Source organism: Pseudomonas fulva (genome assembly GCF_023517795.1).
Taxonomy (GTDB): domain Bacteria; phylum Pseudomonadota; class Gammaproteobacteria; order Pseudomonadales; family Pseudomonadaceae; genus Aquipseudomonas; species Aquipseudomonas fulva_D.
This window is the reverse complement of the sequence record NZ_CP082928.1, coordinates 2,407,234-2,432,339: the sequence shown is the minus strand read 5'-3', so window position 1 is coordinate 2,432,339 and position 25,106 is coordinate 2,407,234. Positions and strand designations below refer to the sequence as shown.

The window sequence follows — 25,106 nt, the reverse complement described above, 5'->3', positions numbered from 1 at the left end:
ACGGGCATGGCGGATTCGTGAATCGGCGCGCGCAGGCGTCTGCAACGCGCTATGGTCGCGGTGTGACCGCCCAGCCGGTATACTTTCCCGGCCCCTGCCTGCAGGGCCCACCACTGCGCCGCGAGCCGTGAACAGATGAAAGACCTCGAACAGGAAGACCCGATACCGCAAGGCGACCTGGCCCTGCAGATCACCGCCCTGCCGCGCGAAACCAATGGCTTCGGCGACATTTATGGCGGTTGGCTGGTTTCGCAGATGGACCTGGCCGGCACGGCCATGGCCACCAAGGTGGCAGCAGGCCGCGTGGCGACCGTGGCGATCGATCGCATGGCCTTCCTGGTACCGGTGCCGGTCGGCGCGCAATTGTCCTTCTATACCCAGACGCTGGAAGTCGGCCGCAGCTCGATCCAGATGCTGGTGGAAGTGTGGAGTGACGACCCGCTGTCCAGCGAGTGGCGCAAGGTGACCGAAGCGGTATTCGTGTTCGTCGCCATCGACAGCAGCGGCCGCACCCGCGCCGTATCGCGCCGCTGAGTTCGCGCCGCGCCTGGTGCGCGGCGCCGTGTAATGAGCTAGCGACCCTGCCCTAGCAGCTCGGTGACCCGCAGACGATCCGCTGCAAAGGTTTTTTGCGCCTGTGCACGCGCTGCCTGGTAGCGGTCTATGTCCTTCTTGATGCGTACCTGCTCGTCACGCTGGCTGGTGATCTGGTCGAGCAATGGCTTGGGCACTTCGCGCCCTGCACGCTCCTGATCCGCCGCCTGCTTCTGCAGGTTGGCCTGTTGCTGGCGCACCGACTGCAGATTGCCCTTGGCCACGCCGATCAGGCCGTCCAGTTCGGCGAGCTTGCGCGCCTGGGCGCGATCGACGTCCTCGAGACTGCTGTACAGACGCAGCAGCTGGGCGTCGGATTTCGCTCGTTCGCGATCGGCGAGAATCTTCTGCATCTCTTCGGCGGTCGGCGCCGGCGGCACCACGCGCACCACACGGCCCTGCTCGTTGAGCACCTCGTAGCCCTTGGCGATGAACTCGCTGGGTACGCCCTGGCGGTCGATCACCGTGATGCCCTGGGCATTGGTGTAGCGGTACATCTCCGCCGCATTCGCCCACAACGGCAGCAACAGACCAAGCCAGAGGGTGCGGCGCATCAGGGGCAAGGTGGACATAGGCACGTTCTCTCGGCGAGCCGCCGGTCAGATGCCGAATTCGGCCCGGTAGGCTTCCACGGCGGGCAGGTGTTGTTTCAGTTCAGCATCATCGGCCAGATATTCCAGCACCTGCTGCAGGGAAACGATGCTGACCACCGGAATGTTGAAGTCGCGCTCGACTTCCTGGATCGCCGACAGCTCGCCGCGGCCACGCTCCTGGCGATCCAGGGCGATCAGTACGCCAGCGGCCTGGGCACCCTGGGCCTGGATGATCTGCATCACTTCGCGGATCGCCGTGCCGGCGGTGATCACGTCATCGATGATCAGCACGCGGCCACTCAGCGGCGCACCGACCAGGGTGCCGCCCTCGCCGTGATCCTTGGCTTCCTTGCGATTGAAGCACCAGGGCGTATCGACGTCGTGGTGCTCGGCCAGGGCCACACCGGTGCTGGCGGCCAGCGGGATGCCCTTGTAGGCCGGGCCGAACAGCACGTCGAAGGAAATGCCGCTGTTCACCACTGCCGCTGCATAGAAACGCCCCAGCTTGGCCAGCGCCAGGCCGCTGTCGAACAGCCCGGCATTGAAGAAGTACGGGCTGACGCGACCGGACTTGAGAGTGAACTGGCCGAAGCGCAGAACGCCTCGCTCGATGGCAAATCGAATGAAATCGCGCTGATACGTTTGCATGAAAGACCTTGAGGCAGCACAGGATGTGGCTTTGAATTACTAAACGACGTCTAGCTCAGGTATCATACACGCACGTGTTTTTGGGGGCCATTTATGCGGATCATCAGTGTGAACGTGAATGGTATTCATGCTGCAGTCGAGCGCGGTTTGCTCAGTTGGCTGCAAGCACAGAATGCCGACGTGATCTGCCTGCAGGATACCCGTGCCTCCGCCTTTGAACTGGACGACCAAGCCCTCCAACTGGATGGCTATTTCCTCTATGCCTGCGATGCAGAAGTACCAAGCCAGGGTGGCGTGGCGCTGTATTCGCGGTTGCAACCCAAGGCGGTAATCAGCGGGCTCGGTTTTGAAACGGCCGATCGCTACGGGCGCTACCTGCAGGCCGATTTCGACAAGGTGAGTATCGCCTCGCTGCTGCTGCCATCGGGCATGGGCGGTGACGAGAACCTGAATCAGAAATTCAAGTTCATGGACGATTTCTCCAAGTACCTGGACAAGCAACGCCGCAAGCGCCGCGATTACATCTATTGCGGCTCGCTGTACGTCGCCCACCAGAAGCTGGACGTGAAGAACTGGCGCGACTGCCAGCAGTCACCTGGCTTCATGGCGCCCGAGCGCGCCTGGATGGACGAGGTGACCGGCACCATGGGTTATGTCGATGCCGTGCGCGAGGTCAACCGCGAGGCCGACCAGTTCAGCTGGTGGCCGGACAACGAGCAGGCGGAGATGCTCAACCTGGGCTATCGCTTCGACTACCAGCTGCTCACCCCCGGCATGCGCCGCAGCGTGCGCAGCGCCCGTCTGCCACGTCAGCCGCGCTTCTCGCAGCATGCGCCGCTGATCGTCGACTACGACTGGACGCTGACCGTCTGATCTATGCCATGCGGACCAAAACGCCCCGACCTGTACGGGGCGTTTTCATTTGCGCCGCGCTGTAGAGCGCCTCTAAAAAGGTTGGCGAGTTTCGGCGGTGCTCTGTATGGGGAAAAACGCCGCCAACTGTGGCGTGTCACCCGAGCCCATACGCGTTAGCCTGCCGGTCCGCATACCACCACCCGAGGCCGCGCCCATGACACCCAAGGACATCCTGCTGGCCGCCGTGGTGATCGTCGCCTGGGGCGTCAACTTCGTGATCATCAAGGTCGGCCTCGAGGGTGTGCCGCCCATGCTGCTCGGCGCCCTGCGCTTCATGCTCGCCGCCTTTCCGGCGATCCTCTTCATTCGCCGCCCGGCCATGCCGCTGCGCTGGCTGCTGGCCTACGGCCTGACCATCTCCCTGGGGCAGTTCGCCTTTCTGTTCTCGGCCATGTACGTCGGCATGCCCGCCGGGCTGGCGTCGCTGGTGCTGCAGGCGCAGGCGTTCTTCACCCTGGGTTTCGCCGCGCTGTTCATCGGCGAGACCGTGCGCCGCAGCAGCCTGATCGGCCTGGTAGTAGCGGCGGCGGGCCTGCTGCTGATCGGCAGCGAGAGCGGGCGCGCCTTCACCCTGGCCGGCTTCGTGCTGACCCTGTGCGCGGCGGCGATGTGGGGGCTGGGCAATGTGGTCACCAAGCGCATCGGCAAGGTCAACCTGGTCAGCCTGGTGGCCTGGGGCAGCCTGATTCCGCCACTGCCGTTCCTGGCCCTGTCGCTGATAATGGAAGGCCCGGCGCAGATCGAGACGGCGTTGCGCAGCATTTCCCTCAGCTCGGTGCTGGCCATCGCCTACCTGGCCTTTATCGCCACCCTGCTCGGTTACGGGCTGTGGAGCCGCCTGCTGTCGCGCTACCCGGCCAGCCAGGTGGCGCCGTTCTCCCTGCTGGTGCCGGTGGTCGGCCTCAGCTCGGCATGGCTGTTTCTCGGCGAGGCACTGAGCACCGTGCAGTGGCTCGGCGCGGCCATCGTCATGCTCGGCTTGCTGATCAACGTGTTCGGCCCGCGCCTGCTGCAACAACTGCGTGGCGCGACGGCCTGATCAGCCCTGCCGCGACATGCGCCAGCAGAACCAGCCCGCCCCGGCCATGGCAAAGGCGATCAAGCTGTGCAGCAGCAACGTCAGGCAATAGCCCAGTGGGTGGGTGACAAGCGGGTAAAAGGTCGCCGGACCGATTCTGGACGGTGAGATGGCCACGCCGCTGTGCAGCGCCTGCCCCACCGTGAACAGCAGCGCCGCAGCGCAGACCGCCATGACCAGCGCCGTCACCGGCAACAGCAGGCGCGCTGCCCAGGCCGCGCGAGCGCTGGGCTGGGGCATCTGCCATTGCGGACGATGGCGTGCATGGCCGGCGCGGCGGGCCTGGCGCCTCGACAGGCGAGTCATAAGCTCAGGCGATGCGCTCGAACTTGAGGTCCCATACGCCGTGCCCGAGGCGCTCGCCGCGACGCTCGAACTTGGTCACCGGGCGCTCGGCCGGGCGTTCGACGCAACGGCCATCGGTGGCGAGATTGCGATACCCCGGCGCCACGTTCATCACCTCCAGCATGTATTCGGCGTAGGGCTCCCAGTCGGTGGCCATGTGCAGCACGCCGCCCACCTTGAGCTTCTGGCGTACCAGTTCGGCAAAGGCCGGCTGGACGATGCGGCGCTTGTTATGACGCGCCTTGTGCCAGGGATCCGGAAAGAACAGCAGCACGCGGTCGAGGCTGGCGTCGGGCACGCACTGACGCAGCACTTCCAGGGCATCGCAACTGTAAACACGCAGGTTGGTCAGGTTCTGCGTCATCACGCCGTTGAGCAAGGCGCCCACGCCCGGCCGGTGCACTTCCACGCCGATGAAGTCCTGTTCAGGCGCGGCGGCAGCCATTTCCAGGGTGGAGTGGCCCATGCCGAAGCCGATTTCGAAGGTGCGCGGCGCCTGACGTCCGAATACCGCGTCGAAATCCTGCATGCCATCGCTCAACTCCAGGCCGAATTTCGGCAGCCCCTGGTCGAAGCCACGCTGCTGGCCTTCGGTCATGCGCCCGGCACGCATCACGAAACTCTTGATGGCGCGCATGTGCCGTGGGGTTTCTTCGGCTGGGGTTTGTTCGATATCGCTCATGGGGTACTCGGGACACTAAGTGAAATGAGAAACGGGGACTCATGTCCCCGTCAGGCGCCTAGGCAAAGGCGACTCAGCGGATCAATCCTTCCAAGGGGGAAGACGCGCTGGCATAGAGTTTCTTCGGCATACGCCCGGCCAGGTAGGCCAGGCGGCCGGCCTCGATGGCGTATTTCATGGCCTGCGCCATCAGCACCGGATGCTGGGCATGGGCGATGGCGCTGTTCATCAGCACCGCCTCGCAACCCAGCTCCATGGCGATGGTCGCGTCGGACGCCGTGCCGACGCCGGCATCGACCAGCACCGGCACCTTGGCTTCCTCGAGGATGATGCGCAGGTTGTAGGGGTTGCAGATGCCCAGCCCGGTGCCGATCAGGCCGGCCAGGGGCATCACGGCGATGCAGCCCATCTCGGCGAGCTGGCGCGCGATGATCGGGTCATCGCTGGTGTAGACCATTACGTCGAAACCTTCCTTGACCAGCACCTCGGCGGCCTTGAGGGTTTCGATCACGTTGGGGAACAGGGTCTTCTGGTCGGCCAGCACCTCCAGCTTGACCAGCTTGTGGCCGTCGAGCAGCTCGCGGGCCAGGCGGCAGGTACGCACGGCCTCGATGGCGTCGTAGCAACCGGCGGTGTTGGGCAGGATGGTGTAGCGATCCGGCGAGATCACGTCGAGCAGGTTCGGCTCGCCCGGGTTCTGGCCGATATTGGTACGGCGCACCGCCACGGTGACGATCTCCGCGCCCGAGGCCTCGATGGCGTCGCGGGTTTCGTCGAGATCCTTGTATTTACCGGTGCCGACCAGCAGACGCGACTGGTAGGTGCGGCCGGCCAGGGTAAACGGCTTGTCACTGACAGCGTGGCTCATGGAGATTCCTCTGCAGAAAGTGGGAAGGGCGTGGCGCGGGGCTCAACCGCCGCCGATGGCATGGACCACTTCGAGGCGGTCACCGTCGGCCAGCGCCGTGCTGGCGTACTGGCTACGCGGCACGATATCGAGGTTACGCTCGACCGCCACGCGACGCCCGCTCAGTTCCAGGCGCTCGATCAGGTCGGCGACGCTGGCACCTTCGGGCAGCTCGAGGGTTTCACCGTTCAACTGGATATGCATGGCGACCCGTCACAACAGGAGAAAGGGCCGGCATTCTAGCCCGATCCCCGGCGATGACCAAGGCGCAGGCCTGCCATTGGTCTCGCGCAGCCTCAGAGCCTGTTCACGATATCGCGAGCTAGAGCGATCCAAGGGCTAGGCGCCCCCGCAAAAACAAGCGAGGAACGGACTGGGCTCGCACTCGAGTTTACGAGTGGTAAATGAGTATTACTCGCTTCGCTCGCCCTTCGGGCCGCGCTTAAGCGCGTTAGCCGCAAGCGGCTATCCGACTGGACTGGCAATCCAGCTTGTTTTTAACGCGGGAGCGCCGACGCGCAGCAGATCGTGAGCAGGCTCTCAGGCCATGCGCCAGGCAAGCAGCCCCAGGCACGCCCAGCCGGCCAGAAAGGCCAGGCCGCCAATGGGCGTGATGATACCCAGCTTGCCGATTCCGCTAAGGGTCAACAGGTAGAGGCTGCCCGAGAACAGCAGGATACCGACGGCAAAGCAGGCGCCTGCCAGGTTGACCAGGCGCCCTGGCGCGACCAGCGCCAGGATGGCCACGCCCAGCAGGGCCAGGGCATGGATCAACTGATAATGGGTGCCGGTCTGGAACACCGCCAGGTACTCGGCGCTCAGCCTGCTCTTCAGGCCATGGGCGGCGAAGGCACCCAGTGCAACTCCGGTAAAGCCGGCAAAGGCCGACAGCAACAACCACAGGCGGACCATAACGCTCTCATTGATGCGAAAAATGAGCGTGCAGTTTACGCCCACACCCGCCCCACCGCGCGCCCCGGATTGCCGCAGCGTTGTCCGCAACCTCATCAGGCGCCGTATACTAATCGGCCAATCAAGCCTGGCTACCTGCGCATGCTCCGATCCCTTCGCCGCCTCCTGCTGAAGTTGCTGCTCTGGTTCATCGCCGGCTCCTTCCTGCTGGTGCTCGCCCTGCGCTGGGTGCCGCCACCGGGCACGGCGCTGATGGTCGAGCGCAAGATCGAGTCCTGGGTCGACGGCAACCCCATCGACCTGCAGCGCACCTGGCGCTCCTGGGATCAACTGCCGGATGACCTGAAGATCGCGGTCATCGCCAGCGAAGACCAGAAGTTCGCCCAGCACTGGGGCTTCGACGTCGAGGCGATCAAGGCGGCGCTGTCGCATAACCAGCAGGGAGGCTCGGTACGCGGCGCCAGCACCCTCAGCCAGCAGGTGGCCAAGAACCTGTTCCTGTGGTCCGGCCGTAGCTGGCTGCGCAAGGGTATCGAGGTGTGGTTCACGGCGCTGATCGAGCTGTTGTGGCCCAAGGAGCGCATCCTCGAGGTCTACCTCAACAGCGCGGAATGGGCCGACGGCGTGTTCGGCGCCGAGGCCGCGGCTCAACACCACTTCAACATCGGCGCCGCCTACCTGTCGGCGCGCCAGGCCAGCCTGCTCGCGGCGGTGCTGCCCAACCCGCGGCAGTTCGATGCGGGCCGTCCCAGTGGCTACGTCAACCAGCGGGCCAACTGGATTCGCCGGCAGATGCGCCAGCTAGGTGGTAGCCATTACCTGGACCAGCTGCAGGCGCCACGGCCGGCGTGGTGGGCGAAATAGGCTTCGGAAACAACGCGATTTGAAGGTGGGAGCGGGCCATGCCCGCGAACTTCACCTCCAGGGAAACCCGTTTCGCGGGCATGAACTAGGCGTCCCCGCCCGCTCCCACGACAGCTAAATCCGGCAGCTCTGGGCCACACAAACAAAAACGCCCCGAACAGAGTCGGGGCGTTTGGTGTTGCAGGCCGGGTCAGGCGGCGATGGAGCCCTTGAGCTTGTTCATCGCATTCTTCTCCAGCTGACGGATACGCTCCGCCGAAACGTTGTACTTGGCCGCCAGCTCGTGCAGCGTGGCCTTCTCTTCGGCCAACCAGCGCTGTTGCAGAATATCGCGGCTGCGCTCGTCGAGGGCTTCGAGCGCCTCGTGCAGGTTGGCACTGGAGGTGTCGCTCCAGTCCTCGTCTTCCATCTGCCGAGCGGGATCGTAGCGGTGGTCTTCCAGGTACTGGGCCGGGGACTGGAAGGCGCTGTCGTCGTCGGCATCGGCAGCCGGGTCGAAGGCCATGTCCTGACCGGTCAGGCGGCTTTCCATCTCGCGCACTTCACGGGCCTCGACGCCCAGGCTTTCGGCCACGGCGTTGACTTCGTCGTTATTCAGCCAGGCCAGGCGCTTCTTCTGGCTACGCAGGTTGAAGAACAGCTTGCGCTGGGCCTTGGTGGTCGCGACCTTGACGATCCGCCAGTTCTTGAGAATGAACTCGTGGATTTCCGCACGGATCCAGTGCACGGCGAACGATACCAGGCGCACACCCATCTCCGGGTTGAAACGCTTGACCGCCTTCATCAGGCCGACGTTGCCTTCCTGGATCAGGTCGGCTTGGGCCAGACCGTAGCCGGAGTAACTGCGCGCGATATGCACCACGAAACGCAGGTGAGCCAATACCATCTGGCGGGCTGCATCGAGGTCCTGCTTGTAGAAGAGATTACCGGCCAGTTCACGCTCCTGCTCGGGCGTCAGCAGCGGAATGCTGTTAACGGCATGCACGTAAGCTTCCAGGTTGGCGCCTGGAACCAGAGCATGAACAGGTTGCAAAGAAGTGGACATTCGAATCCTCCGATTCACGAAACATACGCAGTGTAGCACTGCGCACTATGACCGGAAGCCACCATCCTGGTTCCCCGGTCAATAGTCAATATCAACCAAATCAATGTGTTAGCGAAGCGTCAAACTAGCGCCTCAGCGGGGTGCAAGCTCTCTCAGATGTCGCGCCACCGCCAGCCACGCACCGATATACCCCAACAGCACCGCTCCCAGCAATAGGGAGAAGCCGTCGCCTGCGGGCACGCCGGCCAGCGCGAAATCGCTGCCATACAATCCGGACAGGCGCACCACGGCATCGTTCAACCAGTTCAGCCCAAAGGCCAGCACCAGCCACGCCAGCACACCCGCGCCCAGGCCATACAGCGCGCCCATATAAAGGAACGGGCGGCGCACATAGCTATCGGTGCCGCCGACCAGCTTGATCACTTCGATCTCGGTGCGCCGGTTCTCGATGTGCAGGCGAATGGTATTGCCGATCACCAGCAGCAACGCCATGACCAGCAGCACGGTCAGGCCAAAGACGAAGCGATCGCCCAGCGAGAGGATGGCGCCCAGGCGCTCGACCCACAGCAGGTCAAGCTGGGCCTGCTCCACATGGGGCAATTCGGACAGCCGCAGGCGCAGGGCTTCCAGCGTGGCCTTGTCGACTTCCCGGGGGGTGACCAGCACCGCGCCGGGCAGCGGGTTGTCCGGCAGCTCCTTGAGCGCCTGGCCGAGACCGGACTGCTGCTGGAATTCCTCCAGCGCCTGCTCGCGGCTGACCCACTCGGCCTCGGCCACATCGTCCATGCCGGCGATCTCTTCGCGCAGGGCCTGACCCTGGCTGTCGCTGGCATCGATCTTGAGGAACACGGAAATCTGCGCGGCGCGCTGCCAGGAGCCGCCCAGGCGTTCGACGTTGCCGAGCAGCAGCGACAGGCCCATGGGCAGGCTCAGGGCCACGGCCATCACCAGACAGGTGAAGAAGCTGCCGATCGGTTGCTTGCCGAGGCGGCGCAGGCTGTCGACCAGGCTGGCGCGGTGGCTTTCCAGCCAGGCGCGGGTCAGGGTGCGAAAATCCGGTTCGTTGTCCGGCCCCTGGGGCTCGGCGTTCTTCGGCGCCGCGCCGACGCGCTGGGAGGGCTGCGGTGGTGGGATGCGCGACGCACTCATTCGCCGGCCTCCCCATCGCCGATCAGGCGGCCACGTTGCAGGGTCAGCATGCGGTGACGCATGCGCGCGATCAGTGCCAGGTCGTGACTGGCGATCAGCACGCTGGTGCCGAGGCGGTTGATGTCTTCGAATACGCCCATGATTTCCGCCGCCAGACGCGGGTCGAGGTTACCGGTGGGTTCGTCGGCCAGCAGCAGGGCCGGACGATGGACGATGGCGCGGGCGATGCCGACACGCTGTTGCTGCCCGGTGGACAGGTCGCCGGGAAACAGCTCGGCCTTGTCGCTCAGCGACACCCGCTCCAGGGCCGAGCCGACACGGCGACCGATATCGCTCTTGGACAGCCCGAGGATCTGCAGGGGCAGGGCCACGTTGTCGAACACGCTGCGGTCGAACAGCAGCTGGTGGTTCTGGAACACCACGCCGATCTGCCGGCGCAGGAAGGGAATCTGCGCATTGCTGATCTGGCCCAGGTCCTGGCCAGCCAGCAGCAGCTTGCCGGAGGTCGGGCGCTCCATGGCCAACAGCAGGCGCAGCAACGTGCTCTTGCCGGCGCCGGAGTGCCCGGTGACGAACAGGAACTCGCCGCGCCGCACGCGGAAACTCAACTCATGCAACCCGACATGTCCGTTGGGGTAACGCTTGCCGACCTGCTCGAATCGGATCATCACTGCTCCCGCTGCTGGAAAAGCGCCTGAACGAAGGGTTCGGCCTCGAAGGTGCGCAGATCGTCGATACCTTCGCCAACACCGATGTAGCGAATCGGCAGGCCGAACTGCTTGGCCAGGGCGAAGATCACCCCGCCCTTGGCCGTGCCATCCAGCTTGGTCAGGGCCAGGCCGGTCAAGTTCACCGTCTGGTTGAATTGTTTGGCCTGGTTGATGGCGTTCTGGCCGGTGCCGGCATCGAGCACCAGCAGCACTTCATGGGGGGCGCTGTCGTCGAGCTTGCCGATCACCCGACGGACCTTCTTCAGCTCCTCCATCAGGTTGTCCTTGGTGTGCAGACGGCCGGCGGTATCGGCGATCAGCACGTCCATGCCACGGGCCTTGGCGGCCTGCACGGCGTCGAAGATCACCGAGGCCGAATCGGCGCCGGTGTGCTGGGCGATCACCGGGATCTTGTTGCGCTCGCCCCACACCTGCAGCTGCTCGACGGCGGCGGCGCGGAAGGTATCGCCGGCGGCGAGCATGACCTTCTTGCCCTCGCCCTGCAGCCTCGATGCCAGCTTGCCGATGGTGGTGGTCTTGCCGGCGCCGTTCACGCCGACCACCAGGATCACGTAGGGACGCTTGGCGCCGTCGATCTGCAGCGGCTGCTCGACCGGGCGCAGCATGGCGGCCAGCTCTTCCTGCAACGCCTTGAACAGTGCATCGCTGTCGGTCAGCTGCTTGCGCGCGACCTTCTGGGTCAGGCTGCCGATGATCGCCGTGGTGGCCTCCACGCCAACGTCGGCGGTGAGCAAACGGGTCTCGATCTCGTCGAGCAGGTCATCGTCGATGGTCTTCTTGCCGAGGAACAGGCTGGCCATGCCTTCGCCGATGCTGGCGCTGGTCTTCGACAGGCCCTGGCGCAGACGGGCGAACCAGCCGCCCTTGTTGTCCGAGGGTTTGTTCTGCTCGACCACCGCCTCACTGACCGCCTCGACCGGCGCGGCGAGTACCGCAGCAGGTGTAGCAGGCACGGCATGAAGTACATCGCTGCCGGTGGCCAGCGCGGCGGGATGCTCCGGCTGCGCGGCCGGCTGCTCGGCAACGGCTTCAGGCAGCGCTTCGGGACCATGGCGGGTCGCGTCATCGGCCACGTGCGCTGCGGCTACGGCCGGCTCGCTGGAAACCGCTGTTTCGATCGAGTCGCGACTGACCGGGTCACGCTCGACCGGGTCGCTCTCCACGACAGAAGGGGCTTCGGCCAACGGCTCCTGGGCCCCTGGCTCGGGCGATGCGGGCGGCAGTGCCTCGGGCACCTCGGCCTGGGGCTCGGAGGCGGCTGGTGCCGGCTCGGTCGGCTTCTTGCGCAGCCAGCCAAACAGGCCGCGTTTTTCGGCTTTCTCGGCAACCGGCTCAGGGGCCGGAGTCTTGTTGTCGTCTTTTGAACCAAACATGGAGGACGGCTATCTCACTGGGGCGAACGCCATGGCGCCCTTGCACGGATGGGCTGAGGGGCTTGCAGATGGCTAATCGCAGACTGCCACCGCATAGACGTGGTCGCCGTTAAAACGGATGCGTATCCTAGCACCTCCGCAGCTGCCACGGCTAAGCCACGCGACCGTCCTGACGGCCTGCTCCGGCGACGCTGCACCGCGCTCATACCCGACCGCAATCCCACGCCCGGCGTGGTTCAACGAGGAGAGAGGTTTGTCCAGTTCACTTGCCCGCCATCTCGCCGGCCTGCTACTGGCCGTCTGTGCCCTGCCCTTCGGGGCGCAGGCCGCGGCACCGCAACCCACCCACGAATTCACCCTCGACAACGGCCTCAAGGTCATCGTCCGCGAAGACCACCGCGCCCCCGTGGTGGTCTCGCAGATCTGGTACAAGGTCGGCTCCAGCTACGAGACCGCCGGCCAGACCGGCCTGTCCCACGCCTTGGAACACATGATGTTCAAGGGCAGCCGCAAGCTCGGCCCCGGCGAGGCCTCGCGGGTGCTGCGCGACCTGGGCGCCGAAGAGAACGCCTTCACCAGCGACGACTACACCGCCTACTACCAGGTGCTGGCCGCCGACCGCCTGGGCGTCGCCTTCGAGTTGGAAGCCGACCGCCTGGCCAGCCTGCGCCTGCCACCGGAAGAATTCGCGCGCGAGATCGAGGTGATCAAGGAAGAACGCCGCCTGCGTACCGACGACAAACCCTCGGGCCTCGCCTACGAGCGCTTCAAGGCCATGGCCTACCCGGCCAGCGGCTACAGCATCCCGACCATCGGCTGGATGGCCGACCTGGACCGCATGAGCGTGCAGGAGCTGCGTCACTGGTACGAAACCTGGTACGTGCCCAACAACGCCACCCTGGTGGTGGTCGGCGACGTCACCGCGGACGCCGTGAAGGCCCTGGCCCAGCGCTATTTCGGCGCGATCCCCAAAGGTGACGTGCCGGCCGCGAAGATCCCGTTGGAGTTGCCCGCGCCGGGCGAGCGGCAGATCACCCTGCACCTGAAGACCCAGCTGCCGAGCCTGATGATGGGTTTCAACGTGCCGGGCCTGGCCACCGCCGAGAACCCGCGTGACGTGCATGCCCTGCGCCTGATCGCCGCTCTGCTCGACGGCGGCTACAGCGCTCGCCTGGCCACCCGCCTGGAGCGCGGCGAGGAACTGGTCTCTGGCGCCGGTGCCTGGTACAACGGCTACACCCGCGGCGACAGCCTGTTCACCCTTTCCGCCACCCCCAACGTGCAGACCGGCAAGACCCTGGAACAGACCGAAGCGGGCATCTGGCGCGAACTGCAGGACCTGCAGAACACCGCACCCTCGGCCGAGGAGCTGGCCCGTGTACGCGCCCAACTGATCGCCGAACTGGTCTATGACCGTGACTCGATCAGCAGCCAGGCCACCGCCATCGGCCAGCTGGAAACCGTTGGTCTGTCCTGGACGCTGATCGACCAGGAACTGGCCGAGCTGGAGGCCGTGACCCCGGCCGACATCCAGAAAGCCGCCAAGACCTACTTCACCCGCGATCGCCTCAGCGTCGCCCATGTTCTGCCCGAGGAGAAGCGCGATGAGTAAGCGCAACGGCCCGCGCTATGCCCTGCTGGGTTTGTTCCTGATCGCCCTGCTGGCGGCCCTGGCCTTTACCGTCAAACGCACACCCGATGCCGCCGAGCCTGCTGGCCAGGCCGCACAAGTCGCACAGGCCGACGACAGCCAGCTGCAATCACTGGCCGAACTGGACGGCAAGGAACCGGCCCGCCGCAAACTGGACATCCAGAGCTGGCAGACCGCCGAGGGCGCCAAGGTGCTGTTCGTCGAGGCCCGCGAGCTGCCGATGTTCGACCTGCGCCTGACCTTCGCCGGCGGCAGCAGCCAGGACGGCGACGTGCCCGGCCTGGCGCTGCTGACCAACGCCATGCTCAACGAAGGCGTGCCCGGCAAGGACGTCGGCGCCATCGCCGCCGGCTTCGAGAGCCTGGGCGCCGAGTTCGGCAATGGCGCCTACCGCGACATGGCGGTGACCAGCCTGCGCAGCCTCAGTGCCGCCGAGCAGCGCGAACCGGCCCTGAAGCTGTTCGAACAGGTGATCGGCCAGCCGACCTTCCCCGCCGACTCCCTGGCGCGCATCAAGAACCAGATACTCGCCGGCTTCGAATTCCAGAAGCAGAACCCGGGCAAGCTGGCCAGCCTCGAACTGTTCGAGCGCCTGTACGGCGAGCACCCCTACGGTCACCCCAGCGAAGGCAACGCGCAGTCGGTGCCCGGTATCAGCCGCGAACAGCTGCAGGCCTTCCATGCCAAGGCCTACGCTGCCGGCAACGCGGTCATCGCCCTGGTCGGCGACCTGTCCCGCGAGGAAGCCCAAGCCATGGCCGCCGAGGTCTCCGCCGCGCTGCCCAAGGGTCCGGCGCTGGCGAAGACCGTCGAACCGCAGGCGCCGCAGCCCGGCCTGACCCATATCGACTTTCCGTCCAACCAGACCCACCTGCTGATCGCCCAACTCGGCATTACCCGGCAGGACCCGGACTACGCAGCGCTGTACCTGGGCAACCAGGTATTCGGCGGTGGTGGTTTCGGCACCCGGCTGATGACCGAAGTACGTGAAAAACGTGGCCTGACCTACGGCGTGTACTCCGGTTTTACCGCCATGCAGGCCCGCGGCCCGTTCATGATCAACCTGCAGACCCGCGCCGAACTCAGCGAAGGCACCCTGCAACTGGTCAAGGATCTGCTGGGTGAGTTCGTCGCCAACGGCCCGACCCAGCAGGAGCTGGACGCCGCCAAACGCGAAATGGCCGGCAGCTTCCCGCTGTCCACGGCCAGCAACGCGGCCATCGTCGGCCAGCTCGGCGCCATCGGCTTCTACGACCTGCCGCTCACCTACTTGGAAGACTTCATGGCCCAGGTGCAGGCGCTCAGCGTCGAGCAGGTGAAAGCCGCCATGGCAAAGCATCTCGACCCCGAGGCCCTGGTGATCGTCACAGCCGGGCCGAAGGTCGAGCAGAAAGAGCTGCCGCCGCCCACCGACCAGCCGGCAGAGATGCCCGCTGCCGTACCGGAGCACTGATGGCCAGACGACCGACCACCGGCAAGGCCCCCGTCGCCCACGGTGGCGACGGCCAGCTGCGCATCATTGCCGGGCAATGGCGCAGTCGCCAGTTCGCCTTCCCCATGGCCCACGGCCTGCGCCCCACGCCCAACCGCGTGCGCGAGACGCTGTTCAACTGGCTGGCGCCCTACGTGGAAGCCGCCCGGGTGCTCGACCCCTTCGCCGGCAGTGGCGCGCTGTTTCTCGAAGCGCTGTCGCGTGGCGCCGGCAGTGCCCTGGCGCTGGACCTCAACCCGGCAGCGGTGACCAGCCTGCGCGGCCACCTGGCCACCTTGCGTTGCGACAACGGCCAGGTGCTGCAGAGCGACGCCCTCGCCTACCTGCAGAACCAGCCGGCTACACCGTTCGACCTGGTGTTTCTCGATCCGCCATTCAGCCAGGACCTGTTGCTGCCCGCCTGCACGTTGCTGGAGGAGCGCGGTTGGCTGGCCGACGATGCCTGGGTCTATACCGAAAGCGAGCAGGTGCCCTCCAGCCTAGGTATGCCCGGCAACTGGCGCCTGCACCGCGAGCAGAAGGCCGGGCAGGTGCATTACGCGCTGTGGGAGCGCCGCGCGGCTTGAGGGCCGCCGGTGGCCTGCAGATGGGCGTGGGAGCAGAGATGAACCACGGCTTCCGGCCGGCCTGGTGGCTGCCGGGGCCTCATCTGCAGACCCTCTGGGGCTCGCTGTGTCGCCGCCTACCCGCACTCGAACGCCAGCGCGAACGCCTGTGGCTGGAGGACGGCGACTTTCTCGACCTCGACTGGCATGGCCCCCATGAGGCCCACGCGCCCCTGGTGCTGGTGCTGCACGGCCTGACCGGCTCTTCCAGCTCCCACTACGTGCTCGGCCTGCAACGCCAGTTGGCCGCCCGGGGCTGGGCCAGCGTGGCGCTGAACTGGCGTGGCTGCTCGGGTGAGCCCAACCTGCTGCCACGGGGTTACCACTCCGGCGCCAGCGAAGACCTGGCCGAAACCCTTCGCCACCTGCACGCCAAGCGGCCCATGGCCCCGCTGTATGCAGTGGGCTATTCGCTGGGCGGCAACGTGCTGCTCAAGTACCTGGGCGAAAGTGGTGCGCACAGTGGCCTGCAGGGGGCTGCCGCAGTATCGGTGCCCTTTCGTCTGGATCAGTGTGCCGACCGCATCGGCATCGGTTTCTCGCGGGTCTATCAGGCGCACTTCATGCGCGCCATGGTCGCCTACGTGAAGGACAAGCAGCGCCTGTTCGCCCACCAGGGCCAGGCCGATCGCCTGTCGACCCTGGAAAGGCTCGGCCCACTGGACGGCATGCGCACCTTCTGGGACTTCGACGGCCGCATCACCGCGCCGCTGCACGGTTTCGAAGATGCCGACGACTATTACCGACGCTCCTCGAGCCGCTACTACCTGGGCCGCATCCAGACGCCGACGCTGATGATCCAGGCCACCGACGATCCCTTCGTCTATCCCCACAGCCTGCCCGAAGCCAGTGAGCTGGCCGACTGCGTCCGCTTCGAACTGCATGTCAGGGGCGGCCACGTCGGCTTCGTCGACGGCTCGCCACGCCGGCCCGGCTACTACCTGGAAAGGCGCATTCCAGACTGGCTGCAAAGCGTCAGGCTGGGGTGAGGAAATCGCCTCGAAATAGGGCGTTCCCCCCCTGGGTTCGGCGCGATAAACGCCCATATCCGGGGCCATGAACGGGTCGCCGACTTGGCCCGCCCCGGCGTGCTGCGCTACCATCCGACTCCCTAACGCGCCTGCCAGGACGTCACGATGAATCGAGTGTTATACCCAGGCACCTTCGACCCCATTACCAAGGGGCATGGCGATCTGGTCGAGCGCGCCGCGCGGCTGTTCGACAGCGTGGTCATCGCGGTCGCTGCCAGCCCGAAGAAGAACCCGTTGTTCTCCCTCGAACAGCGCGTGGAGCTGGCCCGGGAAGTCACCAAGCACCTGCCCAACGTCGAGGTGATCGGCTTCTCCACGTTGCTCGCCTCGTTCGCCAAGGAACAGGGTGCCAACGTGCTGCTGCGCGGCCTGCGCGCGGTGTCGGATTTCGAATACGAATTCCAGCTGGCCAACATGAACCGGCAACTGGCGCCGGACCTGGAAAGCCTGTTCCTCACGCCATCGGAAAAGTATTCCTTCATCTCTTCCACCCTGGTGCGCGAGATCGCCAACCTGGGCGGCGACATCAGCAAGTTCGTGCACCCGGCCGTGGCCGAGGCGCTGACCGAACGCTTCAAGAACCGCTGACCCGACACTGCCTGTACGCCTGAGCGCCATACGGCGCGCAGGGGTGCGCTGGCGTCCACAATGCGGCACAATCGCGACTAGCGGGCCGTTGAAAAACGTGATCGAGGCAGTCCAGCGCAAGGCAAAAACAGGTGAAAAAGCGGAGTGTACGAGCAGTACATGAGCATTTTGATTGGACTCGCATCCGAGCCTGTTTTTTACGCCGCGATGGCAACCTAGATAGTTTTTCAACGGCCTGCTATCCGTTCGATTGTGTCGCGGCCGCTGGCCCGGCGGGAGCTTGCCTTTCATGTCCCTGATCATTACCGACGATTGCATCAACTGCGACGTCTGCGAACCTGAGTGCCCGAACGCGGCGATTTCCCAGGGCGAGGAGATCTACGTGATCGATCCCAACCTGTGCACCGAATGCGTGGGCCACTACGACGAGCCGCAGTGCCAGCAGGTCTGCCCGGTGGACTGCATCCCCCTCGACGAGAACAACGTCGAGAGCAAGGAGCAGTTGATGGCCAAGTACCAAGCGCTCACCGGCAAGGCCTGAGTGCGCCGTCCCCTTCGCGGCCTCTCCTCCCTGCGCGCCCTGTCCGGCGCGCTGCTTCTGCTGCTCAGCCTCGGCCTGCAGGCCGCCGAGCGCCCCGGCAGCAGCGCCATCGCCACTGCCCACCCTGCCGCCACGGTCGCCGGCAAGGAAACCCTGGCGCTGGGCGGCAACGCTTTCGACGCCGCCGTCGCCATCAGCGCTGCGCTTGCCGTGGTCGAGCCCTACGGCTCGGGCCTGGGAGGCGGTGGTTTCTTCCTGCTGCGCAGCGCCGACGCCCGCTACGATTTTCTCGATGCCCGCGAGCGCGCCCCCGGCGCCGCCCACGCCGATCTCTATCGCCGTGACGGCCAGGTGCAGCCGGCACTGTCCCGTGATGGCGCGCTGGCCGCCGCGATTCCGGGCTTGCCCGCCGCGCTGGTCGAACTGGCCGAGCGGCACGGCAAACTGCCTCTGCGCGACAGCCTGGCGCCGGCCATCCGCCTGGCCCGGGAGGGTTTCCCGGTCGACCGCGTGTACCGCGATCGCGCCACCATGCGCCTGGCGGCGATGCGCGACGACGCGGAAACCGCGCGGCTATTTCTGAGCGGCGGCGAAGTCCCCCCAGAAGGCGCTCTGCTGCGCCAACCGGAGCTGGCCGATACCCTGCTGAAGCTGGCCCATCAGGGGCGTGACGGTTTCTATGCCGGTCCCGCGGCCGAGCGCCTGGTGGCCGGCGTGCGCGCCGCGGGCGGTATCTGGACGCTGCAGGATCTGGCCGACTATCGCACCGCGACGCGCCAGCCGATTCGCGTACCGCTGGCCGAAGGTCGCGAACTGATCAGCGCCCCGCCACCCTCGGCCGGTGGCGTGGCCCTGGCCCAGAGCCTGCTCATGCTGCAGCACCTGCCTTGGCGGACGGCCGACCCGGTGCAGCGCACCCACCTGGTGGTGGAAACCCTGCGCCGGGCCTACCGCGACCGCGGCCAGCTGGGTGACCCGGACTTCGTCGGCAATCCTGCTGCGCGCCTGCTCAACCCGGATTACCTGCAGGGCCTGAGCCGCGGTATCGATCCGTACAAGGCCACCCCGAGCAGCCAGCTGCCGCCGGCCAAGCCCTGGAAGGAAGGCGATCACACCACCCACTTCACCGTGCTAGATGCCGACGGCAACGCGGTGAGCGCCACCCTGTCGATCAACCTGCCGTTCGGTGCCGCCTTCACGGTGCCCGGCACCGGCGTGCTGCTCAACGATGAAATGGACGATTTCGCCGCCGACCTGGGTGGCGCCAACGCCTATGCACTCGCCGGCAGCCAGGCCAACGCGATCGCCGCCGGCAAGCGCCCGCTGTCGAGCATGAGCCCGACCTTCATCGACAGCCCGGGCGAGTTCACCAGTTTCGGCACCCCGGGCGGCAGCCGCATCCCGAGCATGGTGCTGCTGTCGATCCTGCAGTACCTGGATGGCCAGCCCATCGCCAGTTGGCCAGCGGCGCCGCGCTACCACCACCAGTACCTGCCGGACGTCATCGAGCACGAGCCGCAGACCTTCAGCGCTGCCCAGGCCGCCGAGTTGCAGGCACGTGGCTACCGGCTCAAGGATGTGCAGCGCGAATACGGCAACGGGCAGGTGCTGCGCTGGAACAAGACCAGCGGCCAGGTCGAGGCGGCCAGCGATCCGCGGGGCATCGGCAACAGCGCGGTGCAAGCCATTCGCTAAGAACCTGTTCATGATTTTTCAGCTCAGGTTCATCGATTTTGGCAGTTGATTCGCGGCAGTGGCCGTTCACCTATCCAGTGGAAACGGGCGGGGACGCCTAGTCCATGCCCGTGATTTTTCGCGGGCATGGCCCGCTCCCACAAGGGATCAGTGACAGCCGCTTCTGCCTTGTAGCTGCCGCTTCATGCACATAAAGATCGTGAACAGGCTCTAAAACCCGCAGGCAATAAAAAGCCCCTCGACGAGGGGCTTTTTATTGGGCGCCAGGCGTGATCACTGACGCTGGTTGTAGCCGTCACCGGTGCAGCCCAGGCAACGCACGAAGGCTGCCTTGCCCGGCTCGACCACCAGCGCACGGCCGGTGGCGCCGATGCCACCGCCCAGCGCCGAGAACGGCAGGGCGACGACGAACGCCGCGGCGCCGATGGCGGTGGCGCCGATCAGCAGCGGGCGGGCGATCAGCAGGTCGCCGAGCATGGCGAAGCCATCCGGGGCCTGAACGGTGTAGAGCGGGTCACCGCTGGCGTTCTGCTGCACCTCTTGCGCATTGGCGGTCAGCGCCAGCGAGGCAGCAGTCAGCGCCAGAACAGCAGCGCAAGAGCGAAACAGTTTCATGGGGCGATCCTTCAGAGGTATACGGGACGATGCCGGTAACTATAACAGCGCGCCAGCAATTGTCGCGTGATGGCCGTCAATCGCTGAACAACTGCTCACGTTATCGGATGAAACGGCTCAGCGCTGGCATTTCGGGCAGTAAACGCTGGCCCGCTGGCCCAGCTTGACTTCGCGCAGGGTGCTGCCACAGAGCTTGCAGAACTGGCCGCCGCGACCATAGGCGAACAGCTCCTGCTGGAAGTAGCCGGGCTGGCCATCGCCGCCGATGAAATCGCGCAGGGTGGTGCCGCCGCGCTCGATGGCGTGGGCCAGCACGCGCTTGATCTCCTGGGCCAGGCGCAGGTAACGCGCCCGCGACACCGTACCGGCAGCGCGGCGCGGATCGATGCCAGCGGCGAACAGCGCTTCGGTCGCATAGATATTGCCCACGCCAACCACTACCGCGTTGTCCATGATGAACGGCTTGACCGCCACCGCCTTGCCGCGCGACAGCTGGTACAGGCGCTCGCCGTCGAACAGCTCGGTCAGCGGCTCGGGGCCGAGGCGCGCGAGCAGCTCGTGCTCCAGCGGCAACTCGCTCCACAGCAGCGCCCCGAAGCGCCGCGGGTCGGTGTAACGCAGCGACAGCCCGGACTCCAGTTCGATGTCGACGTGTTCGTGCTTGGCTGCCGGCAGCCCCGCCTCGACCAGGCGCAGATTGCCCGACATGCCCAGGTGGCTGATCAGCGTGCCGGTCTCGGCCTTGATCAGCAGGTACTTGGCGCGTCGCTCCACGGCTTCGATGCGCTGGCCGGACAGGCGCACATCGAGGTCTTCGGGAATCGGCCAGCGCAGGCGCCGCTCACGGACGAGCACCCGGCTGACGCGCTGGCCGATCAGGTGGGGGGCGATACCACGACGGGTGGTTTCGACTTCTGGCAGTTCAGGCATGAGGGACTCGCAACGGATTCAGGGACGGCGCCTCAGGCGGCGCCCAGGTCGCGGATGCTCTCGCGCAGGCTCTCGAAGTCGTACCCGGAAAGCCCCACGTAATCGAGAATCAGCGGCTCGATGGCCTGCCATTCGTGATCCTCGCTCTGGTTGCCCAGCACCTGGTAGCTGCGGCAGATGTGCTCGGCCATCTTGAGGATCGCCAACAGGTTCTTGAGCTGGGCGTCGTTGTCGTTTTCCTCGGCGAAGATGGCCAGCACGTTATGGTGATTGGCGATGGCCTGGCACAGGTGCAGCGGCAGGTTCCACGACTTGGCGGTGTAGTAGCCGACCACCGCGTGGTTGGTGTTGAGCAGGCGGTTCTCGGTGTCGACGATGCGCCGTTCGGCATTGGCGCTGGCGTAGGACTCCTCGAGCACGCTCATGTAGTCGGGGAAGCGCTTGAGCATCAGCGGAATGCCGCAATTGTGGAACAGGCCCAGGGTGTAGGCCTCGTCCACGGACTCGTAGCCGATGCGCTTGGCCAGGGTCAGGCTGGTCATGGCCACGTCCTGGGCGGTGTCCCAGAAGCGGTTGAGGGTCACGATGGTCTCGTCGCTCATCTCGCCGCGGATCGACAGGGCGTTGACCATGTTGATCACCGAGCGACTGCCCAGCAGGTTGACCGCCCGCTGGATCGAGCCGATGCGGTTGGCCAGGCCGAAATACGGCGAGTTGACGATTTTCAGCAAGGCGCCGGACAGCCCCGGGTCCTGGCTGATCAGCCGCGCGATGGCCTTCAGATCCGGGTTCGGCATGTACTGCTCGAACTGCAGATCCACCATGATCTGCGGTTGCGGCGGCACGCTGATGCCTTGCAGAAACGCCTGTATCTGCTCGGCCGAGAGTTCTTTTTCCATGGAGGCGGCAAGGTAAGAATGTGATGGAGCGCGCAGTCTACCCTGAGCGCGATGACTTTGGATCGAACGGTTACAGAACAAATCTGCAGGTCGTCGCCTGGACTGAACTTAGCGGCTCGCAATGCCCCCGAATACTACTCACTCAGCCTATTCAGAGAGGTGTTTTCGATGAGCAAGTCCCTCACAGGCAAGCGTATCGCTCTGCTGGTTACCGACGGTTTCGAGCAGGTCGAACTGACCGGCCCCAAACAGGCACTCGAAGAACTCGGCGCCACCGCTGAGATCCTGTCCAGCCAATCCGGGGAGGTCACCGGCTGGAACCACACCACCCCGGCCGACAGCTTCGCGGTCGACAAGACCTTCGATACCGCCAGGATCGACGATTACGACGCCATCGTGCTGCCCGGCGGGGTGGTCAATGCCGACACCATTCGCCTCGACGAGATGGCCGTGGAGCTGGTCAAGGACGCCGCCAAGGCCAACAAGCCGATCGCCGTGATCTGTCATGGCGCCTGGATTCTCGCCACGGCCGACCTGCTCAAGGGCAAGACCCTGACCAGCTACCCGTCGCTGACCGACGACCTGAAGAACGCCGGCGCCACCTGGGTGGACAAGGAAGTGGTGGTCGACGGCAAGCTGATCAGCAGCCGCACCCCGGATGACCTGCCGGCCTTCAACGAGAAGCTGATCGCCGCGCTCGCCGCCTGAGCCGCGGCCGTGGACGCCGCCGTGAACCACGGCAGTGCGTCCGCGCCGTTGCAACTGCGGCAAGCAGCTGCCGGGCTCCTCGTTTAGAATGCGCGTTTTTTGCGACGGAGCCCACCATGTCCCTGCCTAGCCTGCGCCTGAAAGCCAATGCCGACCGACGCCTGCGCGCCGGTCACCTGTGGGTCTACAGCAACGAGATCGATGTCGCGGTCACGCCGCTCAATGCCTTCGAGGCCGGTGACCAGGCGATTCTCGAAGCCGCCGGGGGCAAGCCTCTGGGCATCGTCGCCCTGAGCCCCAACAACCTGATCTGCGCGCGTCTGCTGTCGCGTGACGTCAAGCACGTGCTGGACAAATCCCTGCTGGTGCATCGCCTCAACGTGGCGCTGAGCCTGCGTGAGCGCCTGTTCGACCAGCCCTGCTACCGCCTGGTGTACGGCGACTCCGACCTGTTGCCGGGCCTGGTGGTCGACCGTTTCTTCGACATCCTCGTGGTGCAGCTGGCCTCGGCGACCATGGAACGCCACAAGGAGGACGTGCTGGCGGCGCTGATCCAGGTGCTCAAGCCCAGCGGCATCCTGCTCAAGAACGATTCCGCCGCCCGTGATGCCGAAGGCCTGGAGCGCTACGTGGACACCGCCTTCGGCGTGGTGCCGGAATGGGTCGCCCTGGAAGAGAACGGCGTGAAGTTCGAAGCACCGGTGATCGAAGGCCAGAAGACCGGCTGGTTCTATGACCACCGCATGAACCGCGCGCGCCTGGCGCCCTACGTCAAGGGCAAGCGCGTACTCGACCTGTTCAGCTATATCGGTGGCTGGGGCGTGCAGGCGGCGGCGTTCGGCGCCAGCGAAGTGTTCTGCGTGGATGCCTCGGCCTTCGCCCTCGACGGCGTGGAGCGCAACGCCACGCTCAACGGCTTCGCCGAGAAGGTCACCTGCGTGGAAGGCGATGTGTTCGCCGCCCTGCGTGAGCTGAAAGCGGCCGAAGAACGCTTCGACGTAGTGATCGCCGACCCACCCGCCTTCATCAAGCGCAAGAAGGACATCAAGAACGGCGAAGCGGCCTATCGTCGCCTCAACGAAACCGCCATGCGCCTGCTCAACAAGGACGGCATTCTGGTCAGCGCCAGCTGCTCCATGCACCTGGAAGAGGACAACCTGCAGAACATCCTGCTGACCAGCGCCCGCCATCTGGACCGCAATATCCAGCTGCTCGAGCGCGGCGCCCAGGGGCCGGATCATCCGGTGCACCCGGCCATCAATGAGACCCGCTACATCAAGAGCCTGACCTGCCGCCTGCTGCCCAACAGCTGACGACACGCTATGCGCACCGCCCCGCAGGGGCGGATGCCACTCGCCCCAGGGCCCCTCGTGGCCCGCGGCCCGGGTTGCGCTGCCACCGTTCAACGGCCTGAACGGGCAGCCCCCGCCGCGCGGCGCCGCGCCGCTGATTCGCCCTCCCAAGCCACCCGCGTCCTGATCGCCCGCGCTCGTCACTGCCAGCCGCCGCCCGGCAATCCTCACCGCTCCAGGACCGCAGCATTACCGCACCCAGGTGCGCGACAGCGTAGCGGCTGATCGCCGCAGCCCAGGCACCGGGCATCGGCTTGCCCCACATCCTGCACAAACCAGCTAGCGTTAATCGAAAGCCAGGCCGATCGACCGCGATGCCGACCGGGCGTCGTACCAGGGCCATATCGTCCAGGCGAATTTTCCCGAGGCCCGCCCTGTTCAAGGATGCACCGATGATCCAGCTACTGATCGCCGACGACCACAGGCTCATGCGCGAAGGGCTCAAACGCCTGTTCGAGCTGTACGAGGATGTGCAGGTTGTCGCCGAAGCCGCCGATGGCACCCAGGCTCTGGAAAAACTGCACAGTGTTTCGGTCGACCTGCTGCTGCTCGATATCAGCATGCCCGGCCTGAGCGGCGAAGCCCTGATCGCACGTATCGCCGACCAGAACCCTGCGCTGCCCATTCTGGTGCTCAGCATGCACAACGACCCGCACGTGGCCATGCGGCTGATGCGCGGGGGCGCCCGGGGCTACATCACTAAATGCCAGTCGCCGGAAATTCTCGTCGAGGCGGTGCGAACGGTCGCTGGCGGCAACCGCTATATCGATCCGTCGCTGATGGAGCCGATTGCCCTCAGCAGCCTCAAGCCCGCCAGTAGAAGCGGGCTCGACAGCCTGACCAATCGGGAATTCCAGATCATGCGCCTGCTCGCCGCCGGGCTGAGCGTCAACCAGATCGCCAATCAATTGGCCATCAGCAACAAGACCGTCAGTACCCACAAGATAAATCTGATGGAGAAGATGAATTTCGCCACCAACGCGGACCTTATCCGCTTCGCCTCCAGCCTGCTGAATTCTGACATCGCATAAGGAAATCCCTAGATGTTTGCGGCCACTAAACCCGGATAAATGTCGGTTAAATCCGATGCACCCATCGATGATGCTTCATGCATCCTGAGTACAGCCCAAAGCAATGCATGGTTATCGTGCCGGAGCTCTGCC

At 65.5% G+C, this 25,106-nt stretch carries 28 protein-coding genes; 14 read left to right on the top strand and 14 right to left on the bottom strand.

Annotated features, from left to right (window positions below; all coding sequences use genetic code 11):
- Positions 1-135: 135 nt before the first annotated feature.
- The gene (locus K8U54_RS10915) at positions 136-534 is read left to right on the top strand and encodes an acyl-CoA thioesterase (protein WP_070884709.1); all 399 of its coding nucleotides are present in this window, start codon (positions 136-138) and stop codon (positions 532-534) included.
- 38 nt (positions 535-572) lie between these two features.
- Here the strand turns inward: K8U54_RS10915 and K8U54_RS10910 are convergent, their stop codons facing one another.
- Together K8U54_RS10910 and pyrE are read right to left on the bottom strand one after the other, a co-directional pair.
- The gene (locus K8U54_RS10910) at positions 573-1,166 is read right to left on the bottom strand and encodes a DUF4124 domain-containing protein (protein WP_249910141.1); all 594 of its coding nucleotides are present in this window, start codon (positions 1,164-1,166) and stop codon (positions 573-575) included.
- A gap of 27 nt (positions 1,167-1,193) precedes the next feature.
- Entirely contained in the window at positions 1,194-1,835 is a 642-nt protein-coding gene (gene pyrE / locus K8U54_RS10905; RefSeq protein WP_249910140.1) for an orotate phosphoribosyltransferase, read from the bottom strand.
- A gap of 93 nt (positions 1,836-1,928) precedes the next feature.
- On the opposite strand from pyrE, the gene K8U54_RS10900 reads away from it, so the two are divergent.
- Positions 1,929-2,708 (top strand): exodeoxyribonuclease III, encoded by a 780-nt coding sequence (locus tag K8U54_RS10900; RefSeq protein ID WP_070884712.1) that lies wholly within the window; start codon positions 1,929-1,931, stop codon positions 2,706-2,708.
- A 196-nt stretch (positions 2,709-2,904) separates the two neighbouring features.
- Positions 2,905-3,789 (top strand): EamA family transporter, encoded by an 885-nt coding sequence (locus K8U54_RS10895; RefSeq protein WP_249910139.1) that lies wholly within the window; start codon positions 2,905-2,907, stop codon positions 3,787-3,789.
- Here K8U54_RS10895 and K8U54_RS10890 read toward each other — a convergent pair whose 3' ends face one another.
- From K8U54_RS10890 to K8U54_RS10870, 5 genes are all read right to left on the bottom strand, one after another.
- Positions 3,790-4,134 (bottom strand): hypothetical protein, encoded by a 345-nt coding sequence (locus tag K8U54_RS10890; protein WP_249910138.1) that lies wholly within the window; start codon positions 4,132-4,134, stop codon positions 3,790-3,792.
- Positions 4,135-4,138: 4 nt separating this feature from the next.
- Positions 4,139-4,810 carry a tRNA (guanosine(46)-N7)-methyltransferase TrmB gene (gene trmB, locus K8U54_RS10885; protein WP_249910432.1) on the bottom strand — a complete coding sequence of 224 codons (672 nt, stop codon included), beginning with the start codon at positions 4,808-4,810 and terminating at the stop codon, positions 4,139-4,141.
- Between the two features lie 118 nt (positions 4,811-4,928).
- Entirely contained in the window at positions 4,929-5,723 is a 795-nt protein-coding gene (locus tag K8U54_RS10880; protein ID WP_070884716.1) for a thiazole synthase, read from the bottom strand.
- 42 nt (positions 5,724-5,765) lie between these two features.
- Positions 5,766-5,966, bottom strand: coding sequence for a sulfur carrier protein ThiS (gene thiS / locus K8U54_RS10875; protein ID WP_074886998.1), 201 nt, complete (start codon positions 5,964-5,966; stop codon positions 5,766-5,768).
- A 336-nt stretch (positions 5,967-6,302) separates the two neighbouring features.
- Positions 6,303-6,674, bottom strand: coding sequence for a DUF423 domain-containing protein (locus K8U54_RS10870; protein WP_249910137.1), 372 nt, complete (start codon positions 6,672-6,674; stop codon positions 6,303-6,305).
- Positions 6,675-6,815: 141 nt separating this feature from the next.
- Between K8U54_RS10870 and mtgA the strand changes: the two genes are divergently transcribed.
- The gene (gene mtgA / locus K8U54_RS10865) at positions 6,816-7,538 is read left to right on the top strand and encodes a monofunctional biosynthetic peptidoglycan transglycosylase (protein ID WP_249910136.1); all 723 of its coding nucleotides are present in this window, start codon (positions 6,816-6,818) and stop codon (positions 7,536-7,538) included.
- A gap of 190 nt (positions 7,539-7,728) precedes the next feature.
- On the opposite strand, the gene rpoH is transcribed toward mtgA, so the two are convergent.
- From rpoH to ftsY, 4 genes are all read right to left on the bottom strand, one after another.
- Positions 7,729-8,583 carry an RNA polymerase sigma factor RpoH gene (gene rpoH / locus K8U54_RS10860; RefSeq protein WP_070884720.1) on the bottom strand — a complete coding sequence of 285 codons (855 nt, stop codon included), beginning with the start codon at positions 8,581-8,583 and terminating at the stop codon, positions 7,729-7,731.
- Between the two features lie 132 nt (positions 8,584-8,715).
- On the bottom strand, positions 8,716-9,732 hold the full coding sequence (gene ftsX / locus K8U54_RS10855; protein ID WP_249910135.1) for a permease-like cell division protein FtsX: 1,017 nt from the start codon (positions 9,730-9,732) through the stop codon (positions 8,716-8,718).
- Positions 9,729-10,400: a cell division ATP-binding protein FtsE gene (ftsE, locus tag K8U54_RS10850; protein WP_249910134.1), complete on the bottom strand. Its 672-nt coding sequence runs from the start codon at positions 10,398-10,400 to the stop codon at positions 9,729-9,731. Before ftsE ends, ftsX begins: the two co-directional genes overlap by 4 nt.
- Positions 10,400-11,836: a signal recognition particle-docking protein FtsY gene (ftsY, locus tag K8U54_RS10845; protein WP_249910133.1), complete on the bottom strand. Its 1,437-nt coding sequence runs from the start codon at positions 11,834-11,836 to the stop codon at positions 10,400-10,402. Before ftsY ends, ftsE begins: the two co-directional genes overlap by 1 nt.
- 253 nt (positions 11,837-12,089) lie before the next feature.
- Here ftsY and K8U54_RS10840 point away from each other — a divergent pair, with 253 nt between their 5' ends.
- The 7 genes from K8U54_RS10840 (at position 12,090) to ggt (ending at position 19,439) form a co-directional block, all read left to right on the top strand.
- Positions 12,090-13,448 (top strand): M16 family metallopeptidase, encoded by a 1,359-nt coding sequence (locus K8U54_RS10840; RefSeq protein WP_249910132.1) that lies wholly within the window; start codon positions 12,090-12,092, stop codon positions 13,446-13,448.
- On the top strand, positions 13,441-14,940 hold the full coding sequence (locus tag K8U54_RS10835; protein ID WP_249910131.1) for a M16 family metallopeptidase: 1,500 nt from the start codon (positions 13,441-13,443) through the stop codon (positions 14,938-14,940). Before K8U54_RS10840 ends, K8U54_RS10835 begins: the two co-directional genes overlap by 8 nt.
- Positions 14,940-15,545: a 16S rRNA (guanine(966)-N(2))-methyltransferase RsmD gene (gene rsmD, locus K8U54_RS10830; protein ID WP_249910130.1), complete on the top strand. Its 606-nt coding sequence runs from the start codon at positions 14,940-14,942 to the stop codon at positions 15,543-15,545. The genes K8U54_RS10835 and rsmD overlap by 1 nt, the downstream gene beginning before the upstream one ends.
- 38 nt (positions 15,546-15,583) lie before the next feature.
- The gene (locus K8U54_RS10825) at positions 15,584-16,573 is read left to right on the top strand and encodes a hydrolase (protein ID WP_249910129.1); all 990 of its coding nucleotides are present in this window, start codon (positions 15,584-15,586) and stop codon (positions 16,571-16,573) included.
- Between the two features lie 147 nt (positions 16,574-16,720).
- On the top strand, positions 16,721-17,203 hold the full coding sequence (coaD, locus tag K8U54_RS10820; RefSeq protein ID WP_093506703.1) for a pantetheine-phosphate adenylyltransferase: 483 nt from the start codon (positions 16,721-16,723) through the stop codon (positions 17,201-17,203).
- Between the two features lie 289 nt (positions 17,204-17,492).
- A complete protein-coding gene (locus K8U54_RS10815) occupies positions 17,493-17,744 on the top strand; it encodes a YfhL family 4Fe-4S dicluster ferredoxin (RefSeq protein ID WP_249910128.1) in 252 nt (83 codons plus the stop codon).
- A complete protein-coding gene (gene ggt / locus K8U54_RS10810) occupies positions 17,745-19,439 on the top strand; it encodes a gamma-glutamyltransferase (protein ID WP_434059996.1) in 1,695 nt (564 codons plus the stop codon).
- A 273-nt stretch (positions 19,440-19,712) separates the two neighbouring features.
- Here the strand turns inward: ggt and K8U54_RS10805 are convergent, their stop codons facing one another.
- From K8U54_RS10805 to K8U54_RS10795, 3 genes are all read right to left on the bottom strand, one after another.
- Positions 19,713-20,054: a multidrug transporter gene (locus K8U54_RS10805; protein ID WP_249910127.1), complete on the bottom strand. Its 342-nt coding sequence runs from the start codon at positions 20,052-20,054 to the stop codon at positions 19,713-19,715.
- 117 nt (positions 20,055-20,171) lie between these two features.
- Complete coding sequence (gene mutM / locus K8U54_RS10800; protein WP_249910126.1) at positions 20,172-20,984, bottom strand: bifunctional DNA-formamidopyrimidine glycosylase/DNA-(apurinic or apyrimidinic site) lyase; 813 nt, start codon at positions 20,982-20,984, stop codon at positions 20,172-20,174.
- 32 nt (positions 20,985-21,016) lie between these two features.
- A complete protein-coding gene (locus tag K8U54_RS10795; RefSeq protein WP_249910430.1) occupies positions 21,017-21,829 on the bottom strand; it encodes an HDOD domain-containing protein in 813 nt (270 codons plus the stop codon).
- A 222-nt stretch (positions 21,830-22,051) separates the two neighbouring features.
- Here K8U54_RS10795 and K8U54_RS10790 point away from each other — a divergent pair, with 222 nt between their 5' ends.
- The 3 genes from K8U54_RS10790 (at position 22,052) to K8U54_RS10780 (ending at position 24,974) form a co-directional block, all read left to right on the top strand.
- Entirely contained in the window at positions 22,052-22,591 is a 540-nt protein-coding gene (locus tag K8U54_RS10790) for a type 1 glutamine amidotransferase domain-containing protein (protein ID WP_249910125.1), read from the top strand.
- Positions 22,592-22,707: 116 nt separating this feature from the next.
- Positions 22,708-23,904: a class I SAM-dependent rRNA methyltransferase gene (locus K8U54_RS10785; protein ID WP_249910124.1), complete on the top strand. Its 1,197-nt coding sequence runs from the start codon at positions 22,708-22,710 to the stop codon at positions 23,902-23,904.
- A gap of 431 nt (positions 23,905-24,335) precedes the next feature.
- Complete coding sequence (locus tag K8U54_RS10780) at positions 24,336-24,974, top strand: response regulator (protein WP_249910123.1); 639 nt, start codon at positions 24,336-24,338, stop codon at positions 24,972-24,974.
- Positions 24,975-25,106 lie beyond the last annotated feature (132 nt).